Origin of the sequence: Paenarthrobacter sp. YIM B13468, from assembly GCF_042788025.1 — a bacterium.
GTDB classification, from domain to species: Bacteria; Actinomycetota; Actinomycetes; order Actinomycetales; family Micrococcaceae; genus Arthrobacter; species Arthrobacter aromaticivorans.
This window is the reverse complement of record NZ_JBHZPI010000004.1, coordinates 150,371-171,567: the sequence shown is the minus strand read 5'-3', so window position 1 is coordinate 171,567 and position 21,197 is coordinate 150,371. Positions and strand designations below refer to the sequence as shown.

Here is a 21,197-nt window from a genome sequence, read left to right as displayed (position 1 = left end):
CAATCCATGTCAAAGACCTCAAGCATGGGCCGCGGCATGATGGCCATCCTTGCGGTCGGTGCCCGTCACGCGCAAGGATACGACGGCGGGACGGTCGCCGACGTCGCTGCCGACCTGGACAAGGACCGCAGCCAAGTGTCCCGGAGTCTCAAGGGCGCCTTGCAGGAGGGCTTCCTGGCCCGCAGGGATCAGAGGAAGTACAGCTTGGGCTGGACTATCCTGACGGACGCCCAACTGGTCGCTGAACAACGGCTGAAAACAGACGGGCTAACCGCCCTTGAGGGTCTCGCTTCTGAAACCAACGAGGCATGCTTTCTTGGCGTGCTCAGCGGCAACAGTACGGTCACCATCGGTGAACAAGTGCCTGCCAGCGCCAACCTCGTGGGATCGTGGCTTGGACGTCCCTATCCTGCATATTGCAGTGACGCGGGCCAAGCACTCCTGTGGGACGCTCCCGACGAAGAAGTCCGCAAGATCTTCGAGTCTGTTGAGTTCGTGAAGCATGGACCCAATACGCCTTCCTCTGTGGAGGACTTCCTGGCGCGCCTCAATGATGCTCGCGTACGCGGCTACTCAATCGTGGACGAAGAAGCTGAACCAGGACTTTACTCGTTGGCTGCCCCCATACGCGACTTCAAGGGGGAGGTTGCAGCGGCCCTTCAGATTGTGGGCCCAAAGTCACGCATTGAGCCCCACCGCGAAACTTACGCAGTCGCACTCCACTCTTGGCAGGAGTGGCTTGAGTCTATGGTTGGTGGACGGCTTCAGTAGCTGCCCTGGCCTTAGGCGCCGGATGCGGAACCGAGCCTCTGCGCTGCCGAATGCAGCAGCGGGGCAAGCTCCGGTGCGGCCCTCTCAAGATCGGAACGGGTGCCCAGGACACTGAGGGCAGAAATGATGCCGCCCGAGGGATCCCGAACAGGTACGGCCAGTTCCCATACACCGTGCTCGAACTCCTCAGCCGCCAAAACAAAACCCTGGGGCCTGTCGCGCTCCATGAGGGCGTGGACTTCCGCCTGGGAATGCGCTGCAGCAGGCCCGCCGACGCCAATGAAGTTGACGTCTTTGAGCAGGGCTTCCAGTTCGTTTCGGGAGTGGTCCCACAGCAATGCCCGCCCGGAACCCGTACACCACACAGGCGTGACCATTCCCGGCTTTGCGAACCCGCCCAGGACTGAGTTGTTAGTAGAGGAACGCAGCAATAGAACCCTGACACCGTCGCGCACTGACAGTCGGGACCTAAATCCCAGGGACGAGACCAACTCTTCCAGTTCTGCACGCGAATCATGGACCCAGCCAACGTTGAGGGAGGCTGCCAGGCTGAAGAACCGAGGTCCCGCACGGAAAGGTCCGCGCTCCAGGCGCTCGAGTAACCCCAAATCGCACAGTTCCTGGGCCAGGCGCGAAACCCGGCTCTGCTCCATGTCCAGCTCGGCCGCGAGTTGGGATACGCCAAGTAGCTGACGGCCCTGCTTTTCGCGGTCAGTAACCAACCGAACGAGACGAAGCCCCTGCGCCAACGACGACGCCTCCGGTGAAACCTCCAAGAATCCCGCTCCTTCCGCCAAGCGTTCACGCCATTCTCACACGCCCGTGTCAGCGGCAAGAATCAGGACCTCATGGGCAGGACGATGAAAAGGCTGCACGGCCGGACTCTCTCGGGAGCCCGGCCGTGAAGCCCTGTGCTGGATTGATCAGGCGTTCTGCTTAATCGCCCGCCGCCCGTGCCTGAAGTGGAAGTAGATGTAGCAGGCGGCCACGAACGGAATACCGAAGTACAAGGCAGCAACCTGGTTGGGATCGAAGGCAATGCCTACCAGTGAGACCAAGCAAAGCGTGAATGCCAGGATGGGAACCAGCGGGAAGAAGGGGGCCTTGTAAGCAAGGTCGGCCACCTGGCCACCATTTCGGATGAATGCCCGGCGATGGAAGAAATGTGAGGCCGTGATTGACATCCATACCCCTACCACCGCGAATCCTGCCACGGAAACAAGGGCGAGGTACACGGTTTCGGGGGCAACCACACTGCTGATCAGCGATGCCAGCCCGCCAAGCATGCTGACAGAAAGGGCAACGAGGGGAATGCCGCGCCGCGTCAGTCGCTTCAGGGCCTTTGGCGCGTGCCCTTCATCAGACAGCGAGTACAGCATGCGTGCACAGGAGAACAGTCCACTGTTTCCGGCGGACAACAGTGCCGTGATGATGACGAAGTTCATGATGTCGGCCGCGTAGGGGATGCCCACCGAGGAGAACACTGTAACGAACGGGCTCTCGTCCAAGCCCACCTGATCGAAAGGAACAGTTGCTGCGATGACGGCAATGGCACCGACGAAGAAGATCAGGAGGCGGACTACAGTGCTGCGCATGGCTTTGGGGATATTCCGCGCGGGATCGGTGGTTTCTCCGGCAGCGACGCCGATGAGTTCGGATCCGGAGAAGGCATAGAAGACTGCCAGGGCAGTAACAAGGACTCCTGAGAAACCGTTGGGAAAGAGGCCGCCTGAGGTGTTGAAGTTCTCAAAGAGGAACGGGTGATTAGCGGATTCCGAGAGCGGCTGGAACCCGAGGAGTGCGGCCCCACCAAGCACGATCAACGCAATGATCGCACCCACTTTAACGATGGAGAACCAGAACTCGGACTCTCCGAAGAACCTGGAGGAAACAGCATTTAATCCGAAGAGGATCGCTGCGAACACCACGCACCAGACCCACACTTCGACGCCAGGGAACCACCGCTGCATGAGCAGGCCCGAGGCCGTGAATTCGGACCCGATCGCAACTGCCCAGCAAAGCCAATAGAGCCAGGCCGTCGTGAAGCCGGTAGCCGGACCGATGGACCGTGCCGCGTAAATGTGGAAGGCGCCTGACACCGGATAGGCGATGGCGAGTTCACCCAAGCAGGCCATCACAAGGTAGACGACGAAGGCCCCCACCAAGTACGCAAGGACAGCGCCGAGGGGACCCGCCTGGGAAATCGTGTATCCGGAACTGAGGAACAGGCCCGATCCGATAACACCTCCCATCGCGATCATGATGAGGTGGCGCGGACCCATCGTTCGGCGGAGGCCGGTTTCGGCAGGAGCGGTGGGGGAAGCGGGAGCATCAGGTAGATGGTCCAATTGCAGGGGTGCTGAAGGTTCCATGTGGTGTCTCCGGTTAATGACAGATGCGAACGGTACGCCTGAGGACATCCGGACTGAGGGTGCCAAGGAGGGCGTCTGTAGTGACGAAGGTAACACAGTTTCGCCGCATGTGGTCATTAAAAACATTTGTTAATGCATATGTTGCACGTTAAGTGCTGCCGGGTTAGTAGTCCGGGTTACTCGGCACAACAAGTCCGGTCTCGTACGCATACACAACCACTTGCACGCGATCCCTCAGTTGCAGCTTGCTGAGGATGCGGCGGACATGGGTCTTAACAGTGGCCTCGGACAGGAAGAACTTATGGGCTATCTCCGCGTTGGACAGCCCCTCGGCGATGGTGGTGAGGATCTCGGTCTCGCGTGGTGTGAGATCGTCCAGTAAGGGATCTCGATGTGGGTTGGACCATTGGCCGGGCACGCTGCCGCCGCGTACGTACGTCTCCAACAGCCTCTGCGTTACGCGGGGGGCCACAACGGCGTCGCCACTGGCCACAAGCCGTACAGCGTGCACGAGTTCAACCGGGGCAACATCCTTAAGCAGAAATGCAGAAGCACCAGCCTGCAGTCCCGAGAAAGCGTATTCGTCCAGGTCAAATGTGGTGAGGATGATGACCCGGGCTTCGGAACCGGCGTCCGAAATGCGGCGCGTAGCTTCTACGCCATCCATGGTGGGCATTCGGACGTCCATGAGCACCACATCCGGCTGCAGCTCCCCAACCTGCCGGACAGCCTCGTTCCCGTCTGATGCCTCGCCCACCACATGGAAGTCCTCTTCACCTTCAAGGATGAGTCGAAAGCCCATCCGCAGCAGTGGCTGGTCATCCACCAGCAGGATCTTGATGACGCCGTGATCTACCACTATTCCCCCTTGTCGCCGTTCCAGTGCAGCTCGGCGTGGACCGCCCAGCCTCCCCTTTTGCCCGGACCGGCACTAACGATTCCAGCATAGATTCCCGCCCGTTCACGCATTCCCGCAATGCCTTGCCGTGTTCCCAGGCTGTCCATTGAGTCGCCACCCTCCCGGGTTCCCCGGCCGTCGTCGAGCACGTCAATGGTGACCAGGTCGCCGTCGCGGGCTACTTGCACGTCGACGCGGCTAAGAGAGCGCCCATAGCGGAGAACATTGGTCAACGATTCCTGCACAATCCGGTAAACGGTGAGCTCGAAAGCAGGATCGGCCGGAAGCGCGGGCCCTGTGTGCGCATAGTGCAGCGGCAGGCCCGCCGTACGGAATCCATCCAGCAGCTTGGCCAGGTTAAGCCCCGACTCGAGCGGCGTCAGTGGCGCCGGGCGGCCGGAATCGTCGCGCAGGACTCCAAGCACACGGCGCATATCCGCAAGCGCCGCTCTGCCCGTTCGGGACAGCTCACCCAGGACGTCGCCGGCGCGGTCGGGGTCCTTCTTGACCACGACTGCCGCACCGTCCGACAAACTGATCATTACCGTCAGGGAGTGAGCCACGACGTCGTGCATTTCCCGCGCAATCCTGTTGCGCTCAGTAACCTTGCCCAACTGCGTTGTCCGCGCTGCCCATGCGGCGATCTCGGCCTCATGCTCCCGCCGCTGGCGGACCGAGATACCAATGCCCGTAGCCAGGAGGTTGGACAACATGATGGTCACAGCAGTGGCGATGTTGTTGATGAGGTGGAAGTTCTCCGGGACGTCCTGCAGGGTGTTCATACTGCTGGGACTTGTCCACATGAAAAGGTACAGCAGGCTAAGCGGCAGGCTGGCAGCGCCAAACACAACCAGTGAAATTGCCCGCTTACGGGTAGTCGCTACAGCGTAGAGGGCGAACCACAGACCCGCGGAAACGTTTGAGCCCCACGGGTTCAGCACCGTGGCCAAGACTTCCAGAACCGCGACGGCGGCAACCACCCGAAGCGGGTACCGCCGCCGGAATATCAGAACCGTCGCGATCAGCAGCAAAAGCCCGACCACGAGCCACTTGCCCTCGATGATCGAGGCGATGATGGTGGGCAAGGCCAAAAGGACGTAGCAAAGGACGACCACCGCATCCATCGCACGGGGACGCTCGAAAAAATAGCGACGGATACGGCCCCTGCGGCGGTGGGCGATTTCAGCGAAGGACGCGTCAGCTGTTACAGCCGGCGCGTCCTTCGCTTGTGGAGCTTCAGTCATGGATTGAGCCTAGGGGGCCTAGACATCCCGCTTCTTCAACAGGACCATTGCCAAGGCAACGGGTACCACAACCCAAGCGCCGAGAACCAGGGCGGCCTGCCAGACTTCCAGGGTGTCCGGAACATGCTCGACGGCGGTCATCGGGTTGATGGTGTTGCCAGGAAGGTACTTGCGGGCTTCCACGAAGAAATCGCCAGGAATCAGCTGAAACGCAATCGGGGCCACAAAGAACAGGCCCACGAGGCTCATGATGCCTCCTGCCGAGTTACGGACTATGGTTCCCAGTGCCATACCAATCGCTGCTACGGCTGCCACGTAGATGCTGTTGACAAGCAAAAGCTTGACCGACTGCGAGCTACTGAGATCCAGCTTGAGATCGTAGTTGTCCACGATCGGGAGTGATACGAGGCCAGCTATGAAGGTGGACACCGCCGTCAACAGGAAGGCACTGACCATCACGACTATAAGCTTGGCCAGGAACGGCGAGAGCCTCTTCGGGACCGCGGCGAAAGTGGAGCGCGCCATTCCCGTGGTGAATTCGGAGCTCATGAGCAGGACGCCCAACGAACCGAGGATCAGCTGGGCGAATGCGATGCCGGAGGTGGGGATGGTAACTGCGATGTCGCCGCCCTGTGCGGCAATGGCTGCGGCGGCTTCGGGATCCCTCGCAGCTTGTTCGGCGAACTGCCCTGTACCCCAAGCCGAAAGTGCTGCGAAGCCAACCATGACCAACGCTGTGGAAGCCAGGAGAATCAGCGTGGACAACAACGTGCGGAACTTGATGAACTCGGAGTTCAGCACGCGATGGAAGGCCGGTCCTGGACCGACTGAGTTACGCATGGACTTGCGGTCCAAAGTGGTGGTGCTCATGTCTATTTCCCTCCGGCCTGAACGGGAACAGAGGCCCCGGTGGTGATGTGCGAGTGGTATTCCACCTCGTCCTTGGTCAACTCCATGTACGCCTCTTCGAGACTTGCCTGGAGCGGGGTCAGCTCGTAGACCATGACCTGGTTGTCTAGGGCAGTCCGGGCGATTCCGCGCGGATCCAAGCCTGAAACTTCCAGCAGTTCACGTTCCTGGACCTCCACGGAGACACCCGTGCCGGCGAGTAGTTGCATGAGCCGCTCGGGCTGGTCCGTGCGGACGCGGGTGCGGGCCTGGCCCTTACCGGTGATGATCTCTGCGATGGGTGCATCCGCAATGATCTTGCCGCGGCCGATCACGATCAGATGGTCTGCCGTCAATGCCATCTCGCTCATAAGGTGGCTGGACAGGAACACGGTGCGGCCCTCGGAAGCGAGGTACTTGACGAGGTTGCGGACCCACACCACGCCTTCCGGATCCAGGCCGTTGACGGGCTCGTCCAGGATGATGGTCTGCGGATCGCCCAGCAACGCTGCGGCAATACCGAGGCGCTGGCCCATTCCAAGGGAGAAACCCTTCACCTTTTTCTTGGCGACTTCTCCCAGCCCGGTCATCTCAATGACCTCCCGCACCCGGCTCTTGGGGATGCTGTGTGTTGCGGCCATGGCCAGCAGGTGGTTGTACGCCGTGCGACTCGTATGGACAGCCTTGGCGTCCAACAGCGCGCCGATTTCACGCAGTGGCGCAACATGCTTGGCGAACGGCTCCCCGTTCACGGTCACCGAACCCGCGGTGGGAGTGTCCAGCCCCATGATCATGCGCATCGTGGTGGACTTGCCGGCGCCGTTCGGGCCCAGGAAGCCGGTCACCCGTCCGGCCTGGACGGTGAAACTGACACCGCCGACGGCGGTTTTCTCGCCGTAGACCTTCGTCAGGCCTTTTGCTTCGATCATGGAAGCGTTCCCTCCTCGGAGCACGTGTACGTGCAGGTGAGTTGTTGACTGTACTGACAACGCTACTCACGGAGGGCACGGAAATCGCCTGTCTCAGGGATGATTCAGGGTCCAGTCAGGGTAGTCCTCCCGGATGACGCTATGAACCTGGATCTTCCGGCAAGGGACAGTACACGCGCAGCTCGCGTCTCTTGACGTTGAACACGGCACTGCGCACACCGGGCTTAGGCTCACCATCCACGGCAAGGACCAACGGTTCTCCGATCGCTTCAATGGTGACGGTTGTCGCCTCGGTCAGATGCGTGACTTTGGAAGCAGCAACGGTGCCCGTAATGACGGCCCAAAGCAGTCGGGCACGGGCAAATGGTTCATCCGCGGTGATCATGCGGAGATCGAAGACACCGTCGTCCAACACAGGGCGTCGAAGTGGGGCATGGTCGCTGGGGTAGTACCGCCCGCGTCCCAGGTACAGAATCCACAGCTTGTGCTTCACGCCGTTGACGGTGAGCGTCGTGGGCGAGTTCACGCCGAAAGTCCGCAGCGATGCCACCAGACTGGCCAGGGGTTTGCCCATGGCAGGCTGCAGCCGCTCCCGGCGGCGTACTAGGTTCGGATAAACACCCACGCTGGCCGTATTCAGCATGGCGATCTCACTGGTCTCAGGGTTCTCAGGCAAACCACGATGGACGGCAACATGCCCGAAGTCCACATAAGCGGCGTGCCCGTTTGTCACTGCGTCGAGTGCGTCGTCAATCGAACTGGTCCCAAGGTCACGGGCAAAGTGGTTGAGGGTGCCACCCGGTAATACCAGCAGAGGCAGGGAATGCTCGACGGCGATAGCCGCCGCGGTGCCAACCGTCCCGTCACCACCCCAAACGCCAAGCGCTACGGTGCCTGACCGGGCAGCTGCTGCTTCAATCTCAGCGGCCACATCCTCGCCCTCCGCGATTTCATGAATATGCGCTTTGGGGAATACATCTTTCAGTAGTTCGCCGGTTTCGGGGGAGTAGGAACCACCCAGGACGTTGACCGCAATACTGAGCCCTTCGCCGTCGGGAATCGCTGGAGCCTCAGCCGCTGTCCTGCGCGGCTTGGGCTCGGGAGGCTTGGCTGGCCACCACGTGCGCGTCAGCAGGGCAGCACCCGCACCAAGTGCTGAACCAAACACCACATCCGACGGCCAGTGGGCCCCTGTGTGCACGCGGGAATAGGCAACGCCTGCGGCGATAGGCGCGAGTACGGCACCCAGGACGGGAGAGACCATCCCCGCACCCACGGCAAAGGCTACGGCGGAAGCTGAGTGACCCGACGGCATTGAGGAACTAACTGGCTGCGGATGCACGAACCTGAAGACCGGCAAATGCTCGGGCAGGGGTCGTGTCCTGGGGAGTGCCGTCTTGAAGATGACGTTGGTGACCCCGGAGGCCACGCCCAGGGCAAGGAGTCCATGCAATGCTGCTCTGCGCGGCTTTCCTGGAACCGAGGCCATGATTCCCGCGATGCCGAACCAGAGCTTCCCTTTGGTGGCGGCTGCTGAAAGCCGTCGGAAGAGATCATCATGCTCTCCGTGAGGCTGGCGCGAAACTGCCCTGACAAGGAAATGATCGAACCTTGCCACGTGCTTGGGGCCTTTGCCCAGGAAACCTCGCATTCCACCACAGTAGCGCGAGCCCAGCGGCAGGACCCGACGGCATTCCAAAACTCCGGCAACCCTGTCCAACCGGCGTGGCTACGATGAGTGCATGATTCGCGTCCTGCGTCCGCGCCAACGGCCCACCTGGCAGATTGTCGCGCCTGCCTTGCTATTGCTCTGCGCGTTCGCGGTACCGGGAGGGCTGATTATGGCCGGCCAAGGGGAGCCCGCCTTCAACAGAATTGATACAACATGGCAGGCCTATTCCTTCAGCCTGCACGCCCCGTTCTGGGACGCAGTAAACGTGGTGCTCAACTGGGCTGGGTATACAGGCGCCTTGGTGTCGCACCTGGTGCTGGCAGCCGCGCTACTCATTTGGCAGCGTCCCCGCGCGGCCGCCTTCTCTGCACTCGCCGGTCTGTCCGCACTGGGCCTCACTCAACTGGCCAAAGCGCTGGTTGGGCGTGATCGGCCCCAAGGCGCCAAGGTCCTCTCGGATACAGGCTCATACCCTTCGGGGCATGTTTCTGCGACTACCGCTTTCCTCGTCGTCATGGCGTTGCTGATCGGTCAGCAGTGGGCGAAAGTGGTGGCCGTTCTTGGCATACTCGCGATGATGGTTAGCAGAACCTACCTGTCCGCTCACTGGTTAAGTGATGTCCTCGGCGGTGCTTGCCTTGCCGCCGGCGTGGTCCTGCTGTTGTGGTGGCCGTTCTGCGACATATGCATCCAGGAGAATGAAATCGCTGGTCGGACGACTATTTGGCGCGCAAGGGCTTTGCAACGCCAGCAAGAAGCAGGGCAACAAGAATAGGCAATCCGATGGCCAGCAGTGCCATGTGAATCCCGGTTTGGTCCCCAAGGTAGCCCAGAAGCGGCGGGCCAGCGAGGAACGCGACGTAGCCAATCGTGGAGACCACGGAAACCCGGGCCGCTGCGTGCTTGGGATCGTCGGCCGCTGCGGACATGCCCATCGGGAAGGCCAACGCCGCACCAACGCCCCAGAGTGCAGCACCAAGGCCAGCCAGCACCACGTTGCCGGCAAAGACGAACAACGCAAGGCCCAGCGCGGCCGCTGCCATGCTGGCGCGGAGAACAGCGACGCGGCCGAACCTGTCGATGACCTTGCCGCCGAGGAACCGCATCCCGGTCATTGCAGCAACGAAGAGCGCAAACAGCAGGGCCCCCGTCGCTTCGGAGGTACCGAGTCCATCAACGGCTGCCTTGGCAATCCAGTCGTTGCCGGCCCCTTCGGTGAGGGTCGCCCCCAAAACCACCACACCGATGAGCAGGGTCCGGCCGTCCCGCCAAGCCGTGGGTCCCTTGGGAGCCGGCGCGCCGTCGTCGAGCGCTTCAGCCACTGACGCTTCGTGTGGCAGGAAGTACCGCGGCACGGTCAGCGCTAGGAGGACAGCAAGTCCGGCGATCACGAGCAGGTGCTCAGGGAGGCCAACACCGAGTTGAGAGAGCCCCGCGCCGATCAAAGCGCCTACAAACGCCCCGCCACTGAACGCTGCGTGAAACTGCGGCATGATGGTCCGCTTCAGCCGATGTTCGACGTCGGCCCCTTCGATGTTTTGGGCTACGTCCCACAGGCCAATGCCGATGCCGAAGAAGAAGAGCGCGATGGCTGTGCCCGGGACCGATGCAGCCATGAGGGAGAAAGCGATCGCAGCACCTGCGGCACCTGCCACGATGCCGGCGAGGCGAACCGTGCCAGCTGTACCGATTCGGCCCACCACCCAACCTGCGGATGGCAAAGCCATCAGGGAGCCGACGGCGGTGCAAAGCAGCAGGGTGCCCATTTGGCCGGAGGTCAGGCTAAGAGCCTCGGTGACAGCGGGGATGCGTGCCGCCCAGCTGGCAAACACCAAGCCGTTCATGGCGAAGATCAGGAACGTCGCCACCGCCGCCGCGTTGACGTTGGTGTCGCTTCTTGTGCTTGTGGTCATGCAATCACAACTTCCACAGAGAGTTTGTCGAGCCGGGCAAGATCTTCGGAAGAAGGCTTCAGGTCCGTCACGATGACGTCCACAGTCTCCATAGCGGCAACCAGGGCTACCGCGCTGGCATTCCACTTACTGCCGGAGGAAGCAACGATGACCCGCGACGCCGATTCCAGGCCGGCGCGCTTCACCGCGGCGTCGTCAATGTCATGGGCCAGCAGTCCATCCTTGAGGTTGAGGGCGCAGGGTGTGACCACAGCGGTGTCGAACCGCAACGAGCGAATGTTCGCCTCGGTCATGGGTCCGCGGAAAGACCGTTCGCCGGGAATGAGGCTTCCTCCGGGGAGTATGAGCTGCGGCCGGCGGCCCTCCTTGGCGTGGGTCAGCGCCTCAACGCCGTGCAAGGACATCGGCATCACTGTGAGGTCACGCTGACTCAGCCGCCGCGCGATCTCCGTGGCGGTGGATCCGCTGTCCAACCACACGTGCTCGCGGTCCTTCAGGAGCGTGTCAACGGCTGCTGCGATTTTGAGCTTGGCCTCATGGTCTTCCAGTTCGCGCTGCCCGTAGCCGGGGTTGTCGCCCCGCGCCAGCAGACTGCGGGCCCCGCCGTGGATCCGCTTCAGTACTCCATTGGCAGCGAGGATCTCGAGGTCACGGCGGACAGTGGCTCCCGAGGCACCGGTTGCCGCCACAAGCTCGTCCACCGATACTTCTTCGCGTTTGCGCAGCAACTCGCCTATGAGTCGGTGGCGGTCAGGAGTTCCCATAGTTCAACGGTATCAGGCTGACGCTCACTTAATCATGCAGTGTGATCATTTGATCACCCGATGCTCGCTCACATCCCACCCCTTAAACCCACGATGCTCTCTCACATCCCACCCCTTAAACCCGCGATGCTCTCTCATCAACCGAGAGAGCATCGGGCGAAAAGGGCAACGATGTGAGAGAACGTGTGGATTAGCGGGCGCGCTCCACGCGTTTCTCATCCCACACGGGTTCCTCCGACTCGTAGACCTTTCCATCCGAGCCAAAAATCAGGAAGCGGTCAAAGGACTTGGCGAACCAGCGGTCATGGGTGACAGCCAGGACCGTTCCCTCGAAAGCATCGATAGCGCGCTCCAGGGCCTCGCCGGAGTGCAAGTCCAGGTTGTCGGTGGGCTCGTCCAGGAGCAAGAGGGTGGCTCCGGACAGCTGCAGCAGGAGGATCTGGAACCGCGCCTGCTGGCCACCGGACAGGGACTCATACTTTTGCTCCGACTGGCCGGCCAAACCGTAAGAGTCCAGAGCACCTGCGGCAGCTTCGCGGGGCAGGCCGGAGCGGTGTTCATCGCCGCGGTGGAGGATCTCCAACAAGGTCCGGCCCAGCAGATCCGGGCGAACGTGCGTCTGCGCGAAGAATCCGGGGCGGATACGCGCGCCCAACTTCACAGTTCCTTCGTGCGGCACTTCGGCAATGACAACGTCCGACACCGGCAAGTGCTCCCGCTCAGGGTCGGTGCCTCCCGTTGCGAGCAAGCGCAGGAAGTGGCTCTTTCCGGAACCGTTGGAACCGAGAACGCCCACACGGTCGCCGAACCAGATTTCGGTGGAGAACGGCTTCATGAGCCCAGTCAGTTCAAGCTTCTCCGCCACGACGGCGCGTTTGGCTGTTCGCCCACCCTTGAGGCGCATCTTCACGTTCTGCTCAATGGGCAGGGCCTCGGGCGGCCCCGCCTCCAGGAACTTGGCAAGACGGGTCTGTGCTGCCTGGTACCTGTTGGCCATGTCGGACCGGAACGCAGCCTTGTTCTTGTACATGTTGACGAGTTCCTTGAGCTTCACATGCTCCTCGTCCCAGCGCTTGCGGAGTTCCTCGAACCGGGCGTTCCTGTCGGCACGCGCCTCCACGTAGGAGCCGAAACCGCCTCCGTGGATCCAGGCTCCGGCTCCGTTGATGCCTGGTTCAAGCGTCACTATTCGTCCGGCGGCGTTGTTGAGCAGCTCGCGGTCGTGGCTAATGAACAGCACGGTCTTCTTGGATTCGTTGAGCTTTGACTCCAGCCAGCGCTTACCGGGGACGTCAAGGTAGTTATCCGGTTCGTCCAGGAGCAGAAGTTCATCCGGACCCGCAAACAGGGCTTCCAACACGAGCCGCTTCTGCTCGCCACCGGACAGCGTGGAGGCACGTCGGAACTGTGCTTTGTCGAAGGAAATTCCCAAAGCCGCCATGCAGACTTCGTCCCAGACCGTCTCGACGTCGTAACCGCCGGCGTCTCCCCAATCCACGATCGCCTGGGCGTACTTCATCTGGGTGGGTTCATCGTCGTGTTCCATCATGGCGAGCTCGGCGTCTTCTACCGCCTTGGCAGCTGCCGCCAGCCCGGCTTGGGCCGTGGAAACCAGCAGGTCCCGGACAGTTGATTCGTCCCGGACTTGCCCCACGAACTGGCGCATGATGCCCATGTTCCCGGATTTGCCTACGACGCCTTCGTCGGGTGTGAGGTCGCCGGAAATGATCTTGAACAGCGTCGTTTTGCCGGTTCCGTTGGGTCCAATCAGCGCGGTCTTGGTGCCGTCCGGCACCTTGAAGGTCACGCCGTTGAGCAGCTGGGTGCCGTCGGAGAGGAAGTAGTCGATGCCGGAAACGTCAATATGGGCCACCGCCCAATCTTCCCACGGCCAGGTATTAAGGCTCGACGGCGGAACTTGGCCTCGGTGCCCAAGCGGGCTAAGCGTCAGGCTTTCGCCGGGCGAACTGCGGTGCACGCTCGGGTCGTGGGCCGAAGGCAATCATCCGTGCAGGCACCTTCCGGACGCCGGGAAAGTTCCGGAGCACGAAGAGCAACAATTTGGGCGGTTTTGGCTGCTTGCCTGCCATGACCTGCGCGAAGATCACGCGATGCAGCACCCGCTGAAACGTCTGCACAATCACGGTTGGTGGCCAGCGCCGCTTCTGGACGGCGGCGAGGTGACCGTCGTCGAGCGTGTTGCTCAGCAGCGGGGACGCAATGATCCGGGCGGCCGCGACGGCGTCCTGCACCGCCAGGTTGATCCCCACGCCACCGGCGGGGGACATCGCATGGGCAGCATCACCAATAAGCAGGAGGCCCGGCTTGTGCCACTCGGACAAACGGTTGAGCTTCACGTCCAACAGGTGAAGATCATCCACGGAGCGAATGTTGTCCACACGGTCTGAAAGGTCTGGCCGCAACCTGGCGATGCGTGCACGAAACGCCTCCACGCCTTCAGCCCGCAACTTCGGGTCCAGTCCCTTCGCCGCGAGGTAGGCGATCTGATAAAAGTCCTTGCGGGTCAAACTCAGCAGAACATCCGAAGTCCCGAAACTGGGCGCAATCGACGCCACGGGATCCCTCTCATCGGAGTACCGCGGAAGCCGGAACCACCACGTATCGAACGGCACCGGAAATTCGCGTGGCACCAAACCCGCCCGTGCACGAAGCACCGAACTACGGCCGTCACAGGCCACGGTCAATGCTGCGCTCAGTTCGCCCGTCCCTACGGTTTCGCCGGTTAGGGGGTCCCGGGTTCTGTACGCCACACCCGATACTGCACCGGCCCCGTCGCGGAGCAGCTCTGTGACCTCAGTGTTCATCCGCAACGTGAAGGTAGGTTCCTGCTTGGCTGCCTCCACCAGAAAGTTCAGCAAGTCCCACTGGGGCACCATGGCCACATAGTTATACGGCTCCTTGAGGAGCCCGAAATCAGCGAGGATCACAGAATCCCCGGTCCCGGCAGGGAGCTGGAAATTACCAAGCTTGCTCTGCGGCAGCTGCCGGAACCCTTCACCCAACCCCAACTCGTCGAGGAGGCGGACGGTGGAGGCGTGCACGGTATCGCCGCGGAAGTCCCGCAGGAAGTCGGCGTGCTTCTCCAACACAGTGACTTCAACTCCGGCCCGGGCAAGGAGCAGGCCCAGCACGATCCCAGCCGGACCTCCGCCAACCACAACGCACTGCGTGCTGCTTTCCATAGCTTCTCCCGAGTTAGCCGGCGGCGGTGAGGAACGACTTCAACAACGGCCCGCTGGTGGTCGCACCCAGCCCGCCGTCTTCCACGAACACGGCAACCGCCAGGTCTCCGTGGACCGCAACGATCCACGCGTGAGTCTTGGGCGGGTCGTCATTGCCGAACTCAGCAGTACCCGTTTTTGCCCCGACGGGCGCTCCCGGCACCTGGGCGAGGAATCCTGCGTGCCCGGAGGTCACCACCGCCCGCATCATGTCTGATAGCGCTGCGGCTTCTTCCTTGGTGATCGGCTTGGTTGAGGGCGGCGAAGCGGGCGGCGCGCTAGCGGAAGGGGACGGCGCACCAGACGAAGAGGACGACGGCGCGCTGCCGCTTTCCGTGGGCGTCGCTGTCGGACTGGAGTTCTGGGCTTCTGGGTTCAGCACCAGTTGAGGCGACACCGGAGCGCCGTTGCCAACAGAGGCTGCCATGATCGCAGCAGACAGTGGGGAGAAGAGCACCTTACCTTGGCCGATCATGGATGCCGCGTGCTCGGTTCCCTCTGCGGCGCCAGGGACTGAACCGAGGAAGGCGTCAGCTCCCAGCTTGGGCGCTTCCACGGCCACGCCCAATGCCATGGCGGCGGACTCGAGCTGGTCCTGGCTGACGGTGTCACGGGCATTGATGAAGGCGGTGTTGCAGGAATGGGCAAACGCGTCCCGCAGCGTAACGGAGCCCAAGGAGCTCTCCGGATAGCCCTCGGAGTTCTTGAAGGTCCTGCCGTCAACTGTCAGAGTAGGGGTGCATTCGACCTTTGAATCAGGTGTGGCGCCGTCACGGAAGAGCGCCAGGGAATCGACGATCTTGAACGTGGAGCCCGGCGCGTACTGGCCAAGCATCGCCGTGTTGTAGCCGTTGCTGCCTGGACCGGATGCGGCCGCGAGGACAGCTCCGGTAGAAGGCTTCAGAGCCACAATGGCGGACGCTGGCCCTACTCCGGCAAGGGTTTCTTCGGCCAGTTGCTGGAGCTTCAGGTCAAGCGTGGTCTTGAGGGTTGTTCCAGGCACAGGAAGGGACGAGAAGAATACTTTGGTTGCAGGGGTTTCGCCTTCCGACTTCGCTGCCTGCTTGGCTACCACTTCCACGCCATCCTTACCGCGGAGCAGCGAATCGTATTTCTGTTGAAGGCCGCCGGTTCCTGTGGTGTCCCCGGCCCGCAGGGCACCATTGGACTTCTCGATCTGCTCTGCACTGGCCTGCCCCACACTTCCCAGGAGCGCCCGGGCGAAAGTGCGTGTCGGTGCCAACGCCATGGAGTCCAGGATGCTCGCGCCACCCGGAATCGCAGTGATCTTTGCTTCGGTAATTTCGGGGGTATAGGCGCGGAGGACGATGCCCTCCACGAAAGCCTGCGGACCCGAGGCTGCCACCTGCTTGGCGTAGTCTTCGACGTCAAGGCCGAGCAGGGCAGCCATTGCCCGCGCGGAGGCATCCGCCTGATCAGCGGCAAGCTTGGTCTTGTCGATACCAACGCGGAAAACAGGCCGGTCTTCCACAATGGGGGCATCCCCTGCGCCGAGGATCTGTCCGCGCTGGGCAGGAACGGTCTTAACGGAGAGCGTCTGGCCATCCGAAAGTTCCGGGGCAAGGAGCTGGGGGTTCCATTGAACAGCCCACTTGTCACCGGACTTTTTCAACGTAGCCTCGGAGCTGTACTCCCATTTTGCTGAGCCGATGTTCCAGCTGTAGTTCAAAGGGAAGGTGGCGGTCTCGCCGTCGAGCTTCACGTCACCTGACTGAACCGATGGCTTGGCGCCGAGTCCCTCAAACACCGCGTTGAGTTCATCGTTGGCCGCGGAAGCGTCCTTGCCCGCCACGGCGAGTGAACCGACGTCGAGCGCGGCAAGTGAGGAGGCCAGCTGCTTCGCTGCACCCTCGGCACCGGCGCGGCCGTCATCGCAGGCGGTCAGCGAGCCAGCCATCACCAGCGATACCAAGCCAAGGACAAGATTCCGTGTTTTCATTTTCCCCATTTGCGACATTATGCCCCGTTCCCCTGACAGTTTCTCGTCGCGACCACAACGCGGACCCGCCCCACGCCAGGTCCTCCGGAACGACTTGCTGGCGTGCCAATCGAAAATGACTTACCGCTGCCGAATGATCCTGCGCTGCGCGGCCACTGCTATCGCCGCCGTTCGGTTGTCCACGCCCAGCTTGGAATAGATATGAACAAGGTGCGTCTTCACTGTTGCCTCGGAAATGAACAACTGCTTCGCCATGGCGCGGTTGCCCATTCCGGTGGCCAGAAGTTCCAGTAACTGGACTTCCCTGGGGCTCAATGCAGGCGACGGATTCCGGATCCTGCCCATGAGTCGGGCCGCCACCTCCGGTGCCAGCGCGGTTTGGCCAGCGGCAGCGGATAAGACAGCTTGCTGGATCTGCTCAGGCGGGGCGTCCTTCAGCATGTAGCCGCTGGCACCAGCCTCAACAGCGGCGAGGATGTCAGCGTCCGTGTCGTAGGTGGTGAGGATAAGGACAGGCGGCGGGGGAGTCCCACCCTGGCCAGCTTTGATCCTGCCTGTGGCCGTCACTCCGTCCATACCGTTACCCATTTGAAGGTCCATCAGCACCAGGTCCACGGGCTCACCCAGAGTGTTCAACCTGCCCAGTTCGGCCAGCGCCGCTTCACCGTCCGCAGCCTCGGCCACAACACTGACACCAGGAAAATCAGCGAGCATCGCCCGGAGGCCAGCCCGGACAACCGGATGGTCGTCCACCAGGAGGATGCGGATATCACTCATGCCCCACCATCCCGGGCTGGCAGCGGCACCCGAAGGGCAACCACTGTTCCCTCGCCGGGCGCCGATTCGATATCCAGGCTGCCTTCGAGTGCTGCCAGCCGCTCGCGCAGGCTCTGGAGTCCCACGCCGGTGCCGTCCCCGCGGGCATTGACGGTCGCCGTCGACGGTTCAAAACCCACGCCGTCGTCAAAAACATCCAAGGTTACCTCCGAGCCGAGGAAGGACAAAGTCACGACGACGGCACTTGCGCGGGCGTGCGCCCACACGTTCGCAAGGGAAGCCTGGGCGGCCCGAAGCAGGGTGGTCTGGTAAGTAGTGGGCAAGTCCAAGGGGGTGCCCACAAGCTCGAAGCGGCAGCGCAGTGCGGTTCCCCGGGCGGCTGCTTCGGTCTCAGTCTTCTCGCAAAGCCTCCGCAACGTGTCCACCAGATCGGACTCCTCCAAAGCGGGCGGCCGAAGATCACGGACAAAACTGCGTGCCTCTGCAAGGTTGGCTGACGCGGTCTCCTGTACGATCCTCAACCGTTCATTCGCGGCCTCCACGTCTCCCTCCTCCAAGGCTTTCCCCGCAGACCTGCCCATCAGGACAATGCTGGAGAATCCCTGTGCCAAGGTGTCGTGAATTTCCCGGGCCAGCCGTTCGCGCTCTGTCAGGACCCCGGCGTCGTGCTGGGTTTTGGCCAATTCTGCCCGTGTTCGTCGGAGGTCGTCGGCAACAATGCGTTGATTCTCGGCCTCCAGGAACAAGGCACGGTATGCCAGTCCGGTGACCACAGCAAAACCAGCCCCGAACATGGGTCCCATGACCATCGCGAGCTGCAGACCGCCGTCGGCCGAAGCCCTGCTGTGGAACCAGAGGGCACCGATGAGCAAAGCGGTGCTCACCACGATTGCCGGCAACGCGAGGCGCCGGGGGAGTACGTGCAATTGGAGGAAGAAGAGTGGGAAGGCAACCCATGCGAAATCGCCGCTGACCAGGAGAAGCAACAGCCACAAGGCCATCACGGCACCAAGCCACCAGCCTGAGTAAGGTGTGGGATCGAACCGGGAGGCATTGCCCGCGTGGCGTTTTTCGAGGATGGTTCCCACGAGGTACACAAGGGCCAAGGCGGCTGACAATGCCAGTCCAGCAATAACAGCCACCGGCGACGGACTGCCCGCAGTGCCTGCCACCAGCCGCACCACTGCCACGAGCAGCAGCACCGCGAAGCCGACATGGAGACTTATCCGCAGCACACGGAGGATGGTGGCGGTGCCGGTAGGAGTCTCCTGCATGCGTCCCAGCCTATCCCCGCCCGACGCGCCACTCCCTCGGAATTCCGCGTCCCGAAGCAGGAATCAACCAATCGGATGATGGCGGGTTCAACCCCTTGATGTGCGCCAATCCATCGGGCTCCCGATGTGCCCGGATCCATTGGGCGGAAGAGTGGATTCAGTCGGGACCAAGCCCGCATCCAAGCAAAGGATTCTGATGTTTCTAGCCATCCGCGACATCCGCTTCGCCAGGGGCCGGTTCGCGCTCATGGGAAGTGTTGTGGCCCTTATTACCCTGCTTCTGGTCATGCTTTCGGGGCTTACTGCCGGCCTCGGAAACCAGTCGACATCGGCCATTGAATCAATGCCTGCACAGCAGATCGTCTTCGGTGCACCGGCGGGCGGGGAGCCGAAGGCCTCCTACACCGAGTCTGAGGTTTCCAATGCGCAGCTCGAAGCCTGGCGGGAACAACCCGGCGTTTCATCGGCACACGCGGTGGGCATCAGCCAAACCCGCCTCCAATCCTTGGCTGAAGGTGGCACTCCGAACGGCACTGCAAATGTGGCAGTTTTTGGCGGTTCTTTGGGTTCTACCCCTGTTGAGGACGGGACCGTCGTGGTCGGCAAAACCGTGGCCAAGGATTTGGGGCTCCAAGCCGCCAGTCGAGTCCGGGTCGGAGGAACGGAGCTGACTGTTTCAGAAGTTGTGGAGGACCAGTGGTACTCGCACACTGGCGTGGTCTGGACGACGCTAGACACCTGGCGAAAGATCGCCCACGCGCCCCAGGGCACCGCCACGGTCCTGGCCATAAAGTACGACGCCGGTACCTCCGTCAGCGTTGATGCCGCCAACGCTGCGGCTGGCACGGTGAGCATGGATCCCATCGGCTCGTTCCAGGCCCTCGCCTCGTACAAGAGTGAGAACGGTTCTCTCATGCTCATGCAGGCATTTCTTTATGGAATCTCGGCCTTGGTGATCGTTGCCTTCCTTACTGTGTGGACAGTGCAGCGGACGCGTGACATCGCGGTCCTCAAAGCACTCGGCGGTTCTGCGGGATACGTCCTGCGTGACGCCTTGGGTCAGGCGGCGATAGTGCTGCTGGCCGGAGCCGCAGGTGGCGGTTTGCTGGGCCTCGCGGGCGGACTTCTCGCGGCCAGCGCAGCGCCCTTCCTCATCACGCCTTTGACTACGTTGGTGCCGGTTGTCGGCGTCGTCGTCCTGGGCCTCGGCGGCGCTGTCCTCGCGGTCCGCAATGTCACCAAAGTAGATCCGCTGTTTGCCCTCGGTGGCAACTAAGTTTTTGAACATTCCCAGAGAGGCATACATTGTGACCCATGCACTGAATCTCATCGACATCTCCCTTGAGTATCCCGACGGCGAGTCAAGCCTCAAAGCTTTGGACGCCGTCGACCTTGTAGTCGGACGCGGAGAGTTCCTCTCCTTGGTGGGTCCGTCCGGTTCCGGCAAATCCTCGCTCTTGGCTGTTGCGGCCACGCTCGTGAAGCCCACCTCGGGACTCGTCGTCATCGACGGCCAGGACGTTTCAGCGCTCAAGGACGCCGAGCGCACTGCCTTGCGGCGAGACAAGGTGGGCATCATCTTCCAGCAGCCCAACCTTCTTCCGTCGCTGACCGCCGTCGAGCAGCTGCTGATCCGGGACCACCTGCGCGGCAAGGCTGTCCGTGAGGCCCTTGGCAAAGCGCATGAACTCTTGGAGATCGTGGGCTTGGCTGCATTGGCAAACAAGAGGCCTCACCAGCTATCCGGTGGGCAGCGTCAACGGGTGAACATCGCCCGGGCGCTCATGGGCAGCCCCACCGTATTGCTGGTGGACGAACCTACCGCAGCCCTGGACCACGAACGCAGCGAATCGATCGTCAGGTTGTTGCGTCGGATTACGGACGAGTTCTCCACCGCCACCGTGATGGTCACGCATGATACGGAGTTCCTTCCCCTGACGGACTCCGTCACAACCATGCGGGACGGACGAATCAGCCCCGCCGCACTCCCGTCCGCCCTGCCCAACTAGGTTGCAGTAGAGCGCGTTTTGAGCGTCCAGAACGCGCTTAACTGCTACTTAGTTGGATGAGCCGAGCAAGAGGTCATCCTGCGCTTCGTCGTAGGTGTCGCGGGCTTCGAGAATCGTGGGGACGTGGCTCTCCGCCCACTGACGTAAAAGGGTGAGGGGTTGCAGGAGTGATTCACCCATCGGTGTGAGTTCGTAATCCACTCGCGGCGGCACCTGTGCGTGGACGGTACGCGTAATAAGCCCATCACGTTCCAAGGCGCGCAGCGTCTGCGTCAGGACCTTCGGCGTGACGACGTGGACCATCTTTCGCAGCTCCGAGAACCGCACGGGCCCGTCACCGAGGACTTGGATCACCAATGACGCCCACTTGTCCCCGATTCTCTGGAAGATCACGCGGGATGGGCAATTGGGATCCAGGACGTTCCCTGGCAGGCCATTAGTATCCATAAGGTAACTCAGTTCCTTTGAAGCTATCAGTATCAAA

At 61.9% G+C, this 21,197-nt stretch carries 19 protein-coding genes; 4 read left to right on the top strand and 15 right to left on the bottom strand.

Going from position 1 to position 21,197, the window contains the following annotated elements; genetic code table 11:
• The first annotated feature begins 6 nt into the window (after positions 1-6).
• Positions 7-771, top strand: coding sequence for an IclR family transcriptional regulator (locus tag ACFX4T_RS05805; protein ID WP_216924462.1), 765 nt, complete (start codon positions 7-9; stop codon positions 769-771).
• Between the two features lie 11 nt (positions 772-782).
• Here ACFX4T_RS05805 and ACFX4T_RS05800 read toward each other — a convergent pair whose 3' ends face one another.
• The 7 genes from ACFX4T_RS05800 to ACFX4T_RS05770 all read right to left on the bottom strand — a co-directional run bounded on the left by ACFX4T_RS05800 (position 783) and on the right by ACFX4T_RS05770 (position 8,753).
• Positions 783-1,547, bottom strand: coding sequence for an IclR family transcriptional regulator (locus ACFX4T_RS05800; protein ID WP_216924460.1), 765 nt, complete (start codon positions 1,545-1,547; stop codon positions 783-785).
• A gap of 147 nt (positions 1,548-1,694) precedes the next feature.
• The gene (locus ACFX4T_RS05795; RefSeq protein WP_377651092.1) at positions 1,695-3,143 is read right to left on the bottom strand and encodes an amino acid permease; all 1,449 of its coding nucleotides are present in this window, start codon (positions 3,141-3,143) and stop codon (positions 1,695-1,697) included.
• 163 nt (positions 3,144-3,306) lie between these two features.
• Positions 3,307-3,945, bottom strand: a complete 639-nt coding sequence (locus tag ACFX4T_RS05790) for a response regulator (protein WP_377651169.1) — start codon at positions 3,943-3,945, stop codon at positions 3,307-3,309.
• 56 nt (positions 3,946-4,001) lie between these two features.
• The gene (locus ACFX4T_RS05785) at positions 4,002-5,285 is read right to left on the bottom strand and encodes a sensor histidine kinase (RefSeq protein WP_377651091.1); all 1,284 of its coding nucleotides are present in this window, start codon (positions 5,283-5,285) and stop codon (positions 4,002-4,004) included.
• 18 nt (positions 5,286-5,303) lie between these two features.
• On the bottom strand, positions 5,304-6,155 hold the full coding sequence (locus tag ACFX4T_RS05780) for an ABC transporter permease (RefSeq protein ID WP_216924452.1): 852 nt from the start codon (positions 6,153-6,155) through the stop codon (positions 5,304-5,306).
• Between the two features lie 2 nt (positions 6,156-6,157).
• Positions 6,158-7,102 (bottom strand): ABC transporter ATP-binding protein, encoded by a 945-nt coding sequence (locus ACFX4T_RS05775; protein ID WP_223947420.1) that lies wholly within the window; start codon positions 7,100-7,102, stop codon positions 6,158-6,160.
• A 139-nt stretch (positions 7,103-7,241) separates the two neighbouring features.
• Positions 7,242-8,753, bottom strand: a complete 1,512-nt coding sequence (locus ACFX4T_RS05770; protein WP_377651090.1) for a bifunctional phosphatase PAP2/diacylglycerol kinase family protein — start codon at positions 8,751-8,753, stop codon at positions 7,242-7,244.
• A 91-nt stretch (positions 8,754-8,844) separates the two neighbouring features.
• Between ACFX4T_RS05770 and ACFX4T_RS05765 the strand changes: the two genes are divergently transcribed.
• Positions 8,845-9,549 (top strand): phosphatase PAP2 family protein, encoded by a 705-nt coding sequence (locus ACFX4T_RS05765; protein ID WP_377651089.1) that lies wholly within the window; start codon positions 8,845-8,847, stop codon positions 9,547-9,549.
• Here the strand turns inward: ACFX4T_RS05765 and ACFX4T_RS05760 are convergent.
• The 7 genes from ACFX4T_RS05760 to ACFX4T_RS05730 form a co-directional block, all read right to left on the bottom strand.
• Positions 9,494-10,687 (bottom strand): MFS transporter, encoded by a 1,194-nt coding sequence (locus ACFX4T_RS05760; RefSeq protein WP_377651088.1) that lies wholly within the window; start codon positions 10,685-10,687, stop codon positions 9,494-9,496. The two genes, ACFX4T_RS05765 and ACFX4T_RS05760, sit on opposite strands and share 56 nt — an antisense overlap.
• A complete protein-coding gene (locus ACFX4T_RS05755; protein WP_377651087.1) occupies positions 10,684-11,451 on the bottom strand; it encodes a DeoR/GlpR family DNA-binding transcription regulator in 768 nt (255 codons plus the stop codon). The genes ACFX4T_RS05760 and ACFX4T_RS05755 overlap by 4 nt, the downstream gene beginning before the upstream one ends.
• A gap of 190 nt (positions 11,452-11,641) precedes the next feature.
• Positions 11,642-13,324 (bottom strand): ABC-F family ATP-binding cassette domain-containing protein, encoded by a 1,683-nt coding sequence (locus ACFX4T_RS05750; RefSeq protein ID WP_216924442.1) that lies wholly within the window; start codon positions 13,322-13,324, stop codon positions 11,642-11,644.
• A gap of 67 nt (positions 13,325-13,391) precedes the next feature.
• Positions 13,392-14,654: an FAD-dependent oxidoreductase gene (locus ACFX4T_RS05745; protein WP_223947424.1), complete on the bottom strand. Its 1,263-nt coding sequence runs from the start codon at positions 14,652-14,654 to the stop codon at positions 13,392-13,394.
• Positions 14,655-14,667: 13 nt separating this feature from the next.
• The gene (locus ACFX4T_RS05740) at positions 14,668-16,662 is read right to left on the bottom strand and encodes a penicillin-binding transpeptidase domain-containing protein (protein WP_377651086.1); all 1,995 of its coding nucleotides are present in this window, start codon (positions 16,660-16,662) and stop codon (positions 14,668-14,670) included.
• 111 nt (positions 16,663-16,773) lie between these two features.
• On the bottom strand, positions 16,774-17,430 hold the full coding sequence (locus tag ACFX4T_RS05735) for a response regulator transcription factor (protein ID WP_216924436.1): 657 nt from the start codon (positions 17,428-17,430) through the stop codon (positions 16,774-16,776).
• Positions 17,427-18,704, bottom strand: coding sequence for a sensor histidine kinase (locus tag ACFX4T_RS05730; RefSeq protein ID WP_377651085.1), 1,278 nt, complete (start codon positions 18,702-18,704; stop codon positions 17,427-17,429). Before ACFX4T_RS05730 ends, ACFX4T_RS05735 begins: the two co-directional genes overlap by 4 nt.
• 196 nt (positions 18,705-18,900) lie before the next feature.
• Between ACFX4T_RS05730 and ACFX4T_RS05725 the strand changes: the two genes are divergently transcribed.
• Entirely contained in the window at positions 18,901-19,980 is a 1,080-nt protein-coding gene (locus tag ACFX4T_RS05725) for an ABC transporter permease (protein ID WP_377651084.1), read from the top strand.
• 31 nt (positions 19,981-20,011) lie between these two features.
• The gene (locus tag ACFX4T_RS05720; RefSeq protein ID WP_377651083.1) at positions 20,012-20,713 is read left to right on the top strand and encodes an ABC transporter ATP-binding protein; all 702 of its coding nucleotides are present in this window, start codon (positions 20,012-20,014) and stop codon (positions 20,711-20,713) included.
• A gap of 48 nt (positions 20,714-20,761) precedes the next feature.
• On the opposite strand, the gene ACFX4T_RS05715 is transcribed toward ACFX4T_RS05720, so the two are convergent.
• The gene (locus tag ACFX4T_RS05715) at positions 20,762-21,160 is read right to left on the bottom strand and encodes a winged helix-turn-helix transcriptional regulator (protein WP_377651082.1); all 399 of its coding nucleotides are present in this window, start codon (positions 21,158-21,160) and stop codon (positions 20,762-20,764) included.
• Positions 21,161-21,197: the final 37 nt, after the last annotated feature.

Bases quoted from the DNA above. Each gene is read 5' to 3' on its own strand.
- ACFX4T_RS05805 (WP_216924462.1), top strand. From the start codon at position 7: ATGTCAAAGACCTCAAGCATGGGCCGCGGCATGATGGCCATCCTTGCG.
- ACFX4T_RS05795 (WP_377651092.1), bottom strand. From the start codon at position 3,143: ATGGAACCTTCAGCACCCCTGCAATTGGACCATCTACCTGATGCTCCC.
- ACFX4T_RS05790 (WP_377651169.1), bottom strand. From the start codon at position 3,945: ATGGGCTTTCGACTCATCCTTGAAGGTGAAGAGGACTTCCATGTGGTG.
- ACFX4T_RS05785 (WP_377651091.1), bottom strand. From the start codon at position 5,285: ATGACTGAAGCTCCACAAGCGAAGGACGCGCCGGCTGTAACAGCTGAC.
- ACFX4T_RS05780 (WP_216924452.1), bottom strand. From the start codon at position 6,155: ATGAGCACCACCACTTTGGACCGCAAGTCCATGCGTAACTCAGTCGGT.
- ACFX4T_RS05775 (WP_223947420.1), bottom strand. From the start codon at position 7,102: ATGATCGAAGCAAAAGGCCTGACGAAGGTCTACGGCGAGAAAACCGCC.
- ACFX4T_RS05770 (WP_377651090.1), bottom strand. From the start codon at position 8,753: ATGCGAGGTTTCCTGGGCAAAGGCCCCAAGCACGTGGCAAGGTTCGAT.
- ACFX4T_RS05765 (WP_377651089.1), top strand. From the start codon at position 8,845: ATGATTCGCGTCCTGCGTCCGCGCCAACGGCCCACCTGGCAGATTGTC.
- ACFX4T_RS05760 (WP_377651088.1), bottom strand. From the start codon at position 10,687: ATGACCACAAGCACAAGAAGCGACACCAACGTCAACGCGGCGGCGGTG.
- ACFX4T_RS05755 (WP_377651087.1), bottom strand. From the start codon at position 11,451: ATGGGAACTCCTGACCGCCACCGACTCATAGGCGAGTTGCTGCGCAAA.
- ACFX4T_RS05745 (WP_223947424.1), bottom strand. From the start codon at position 14,654: ATGGAAAGCAGCACGCAGTGCGTTGTGGTTGGCGGAGGTCCGGCTGGG.
- ACFX4T_RS05740 (WP_377651086.1), bottom strand. From the start codon at position 16,662: ATGGGGAAAATGAAAACACGGAATCTTGTCCTTGGCTTGGTATCGCTG.
- ACFX4T_RS05735 (WP_216924436.1), bottom strand. From the start codon at position 17,430: ATGAGTGATATCCGCATCCTCCTGGTGGACGACCATCCGGTTGTCCGG.
- ACFX4T_RS05730 (WP_377651085.1), bottom strand. From the start codon at position 18,704: ATGCAGGAGACTCCTACCGGCACCGCCACCATCCTCCGTGTGCTGCGG.
- ACFX4T_RS05725 (WP_377651084.1), top strand. From the start codon at position 18,901: ATGTTTCTAGCCATCCGCGACATCCGCTTCGCCAGGGGCCGGTTCGCG.
- ACFX4T_RS05715 (WP_377651082.1), bottom strand. From the start codon at position 21,160: ATGGATACTAATGGCCTGCCAGGGAACGTCCTGGATCCCAATTGCCCA.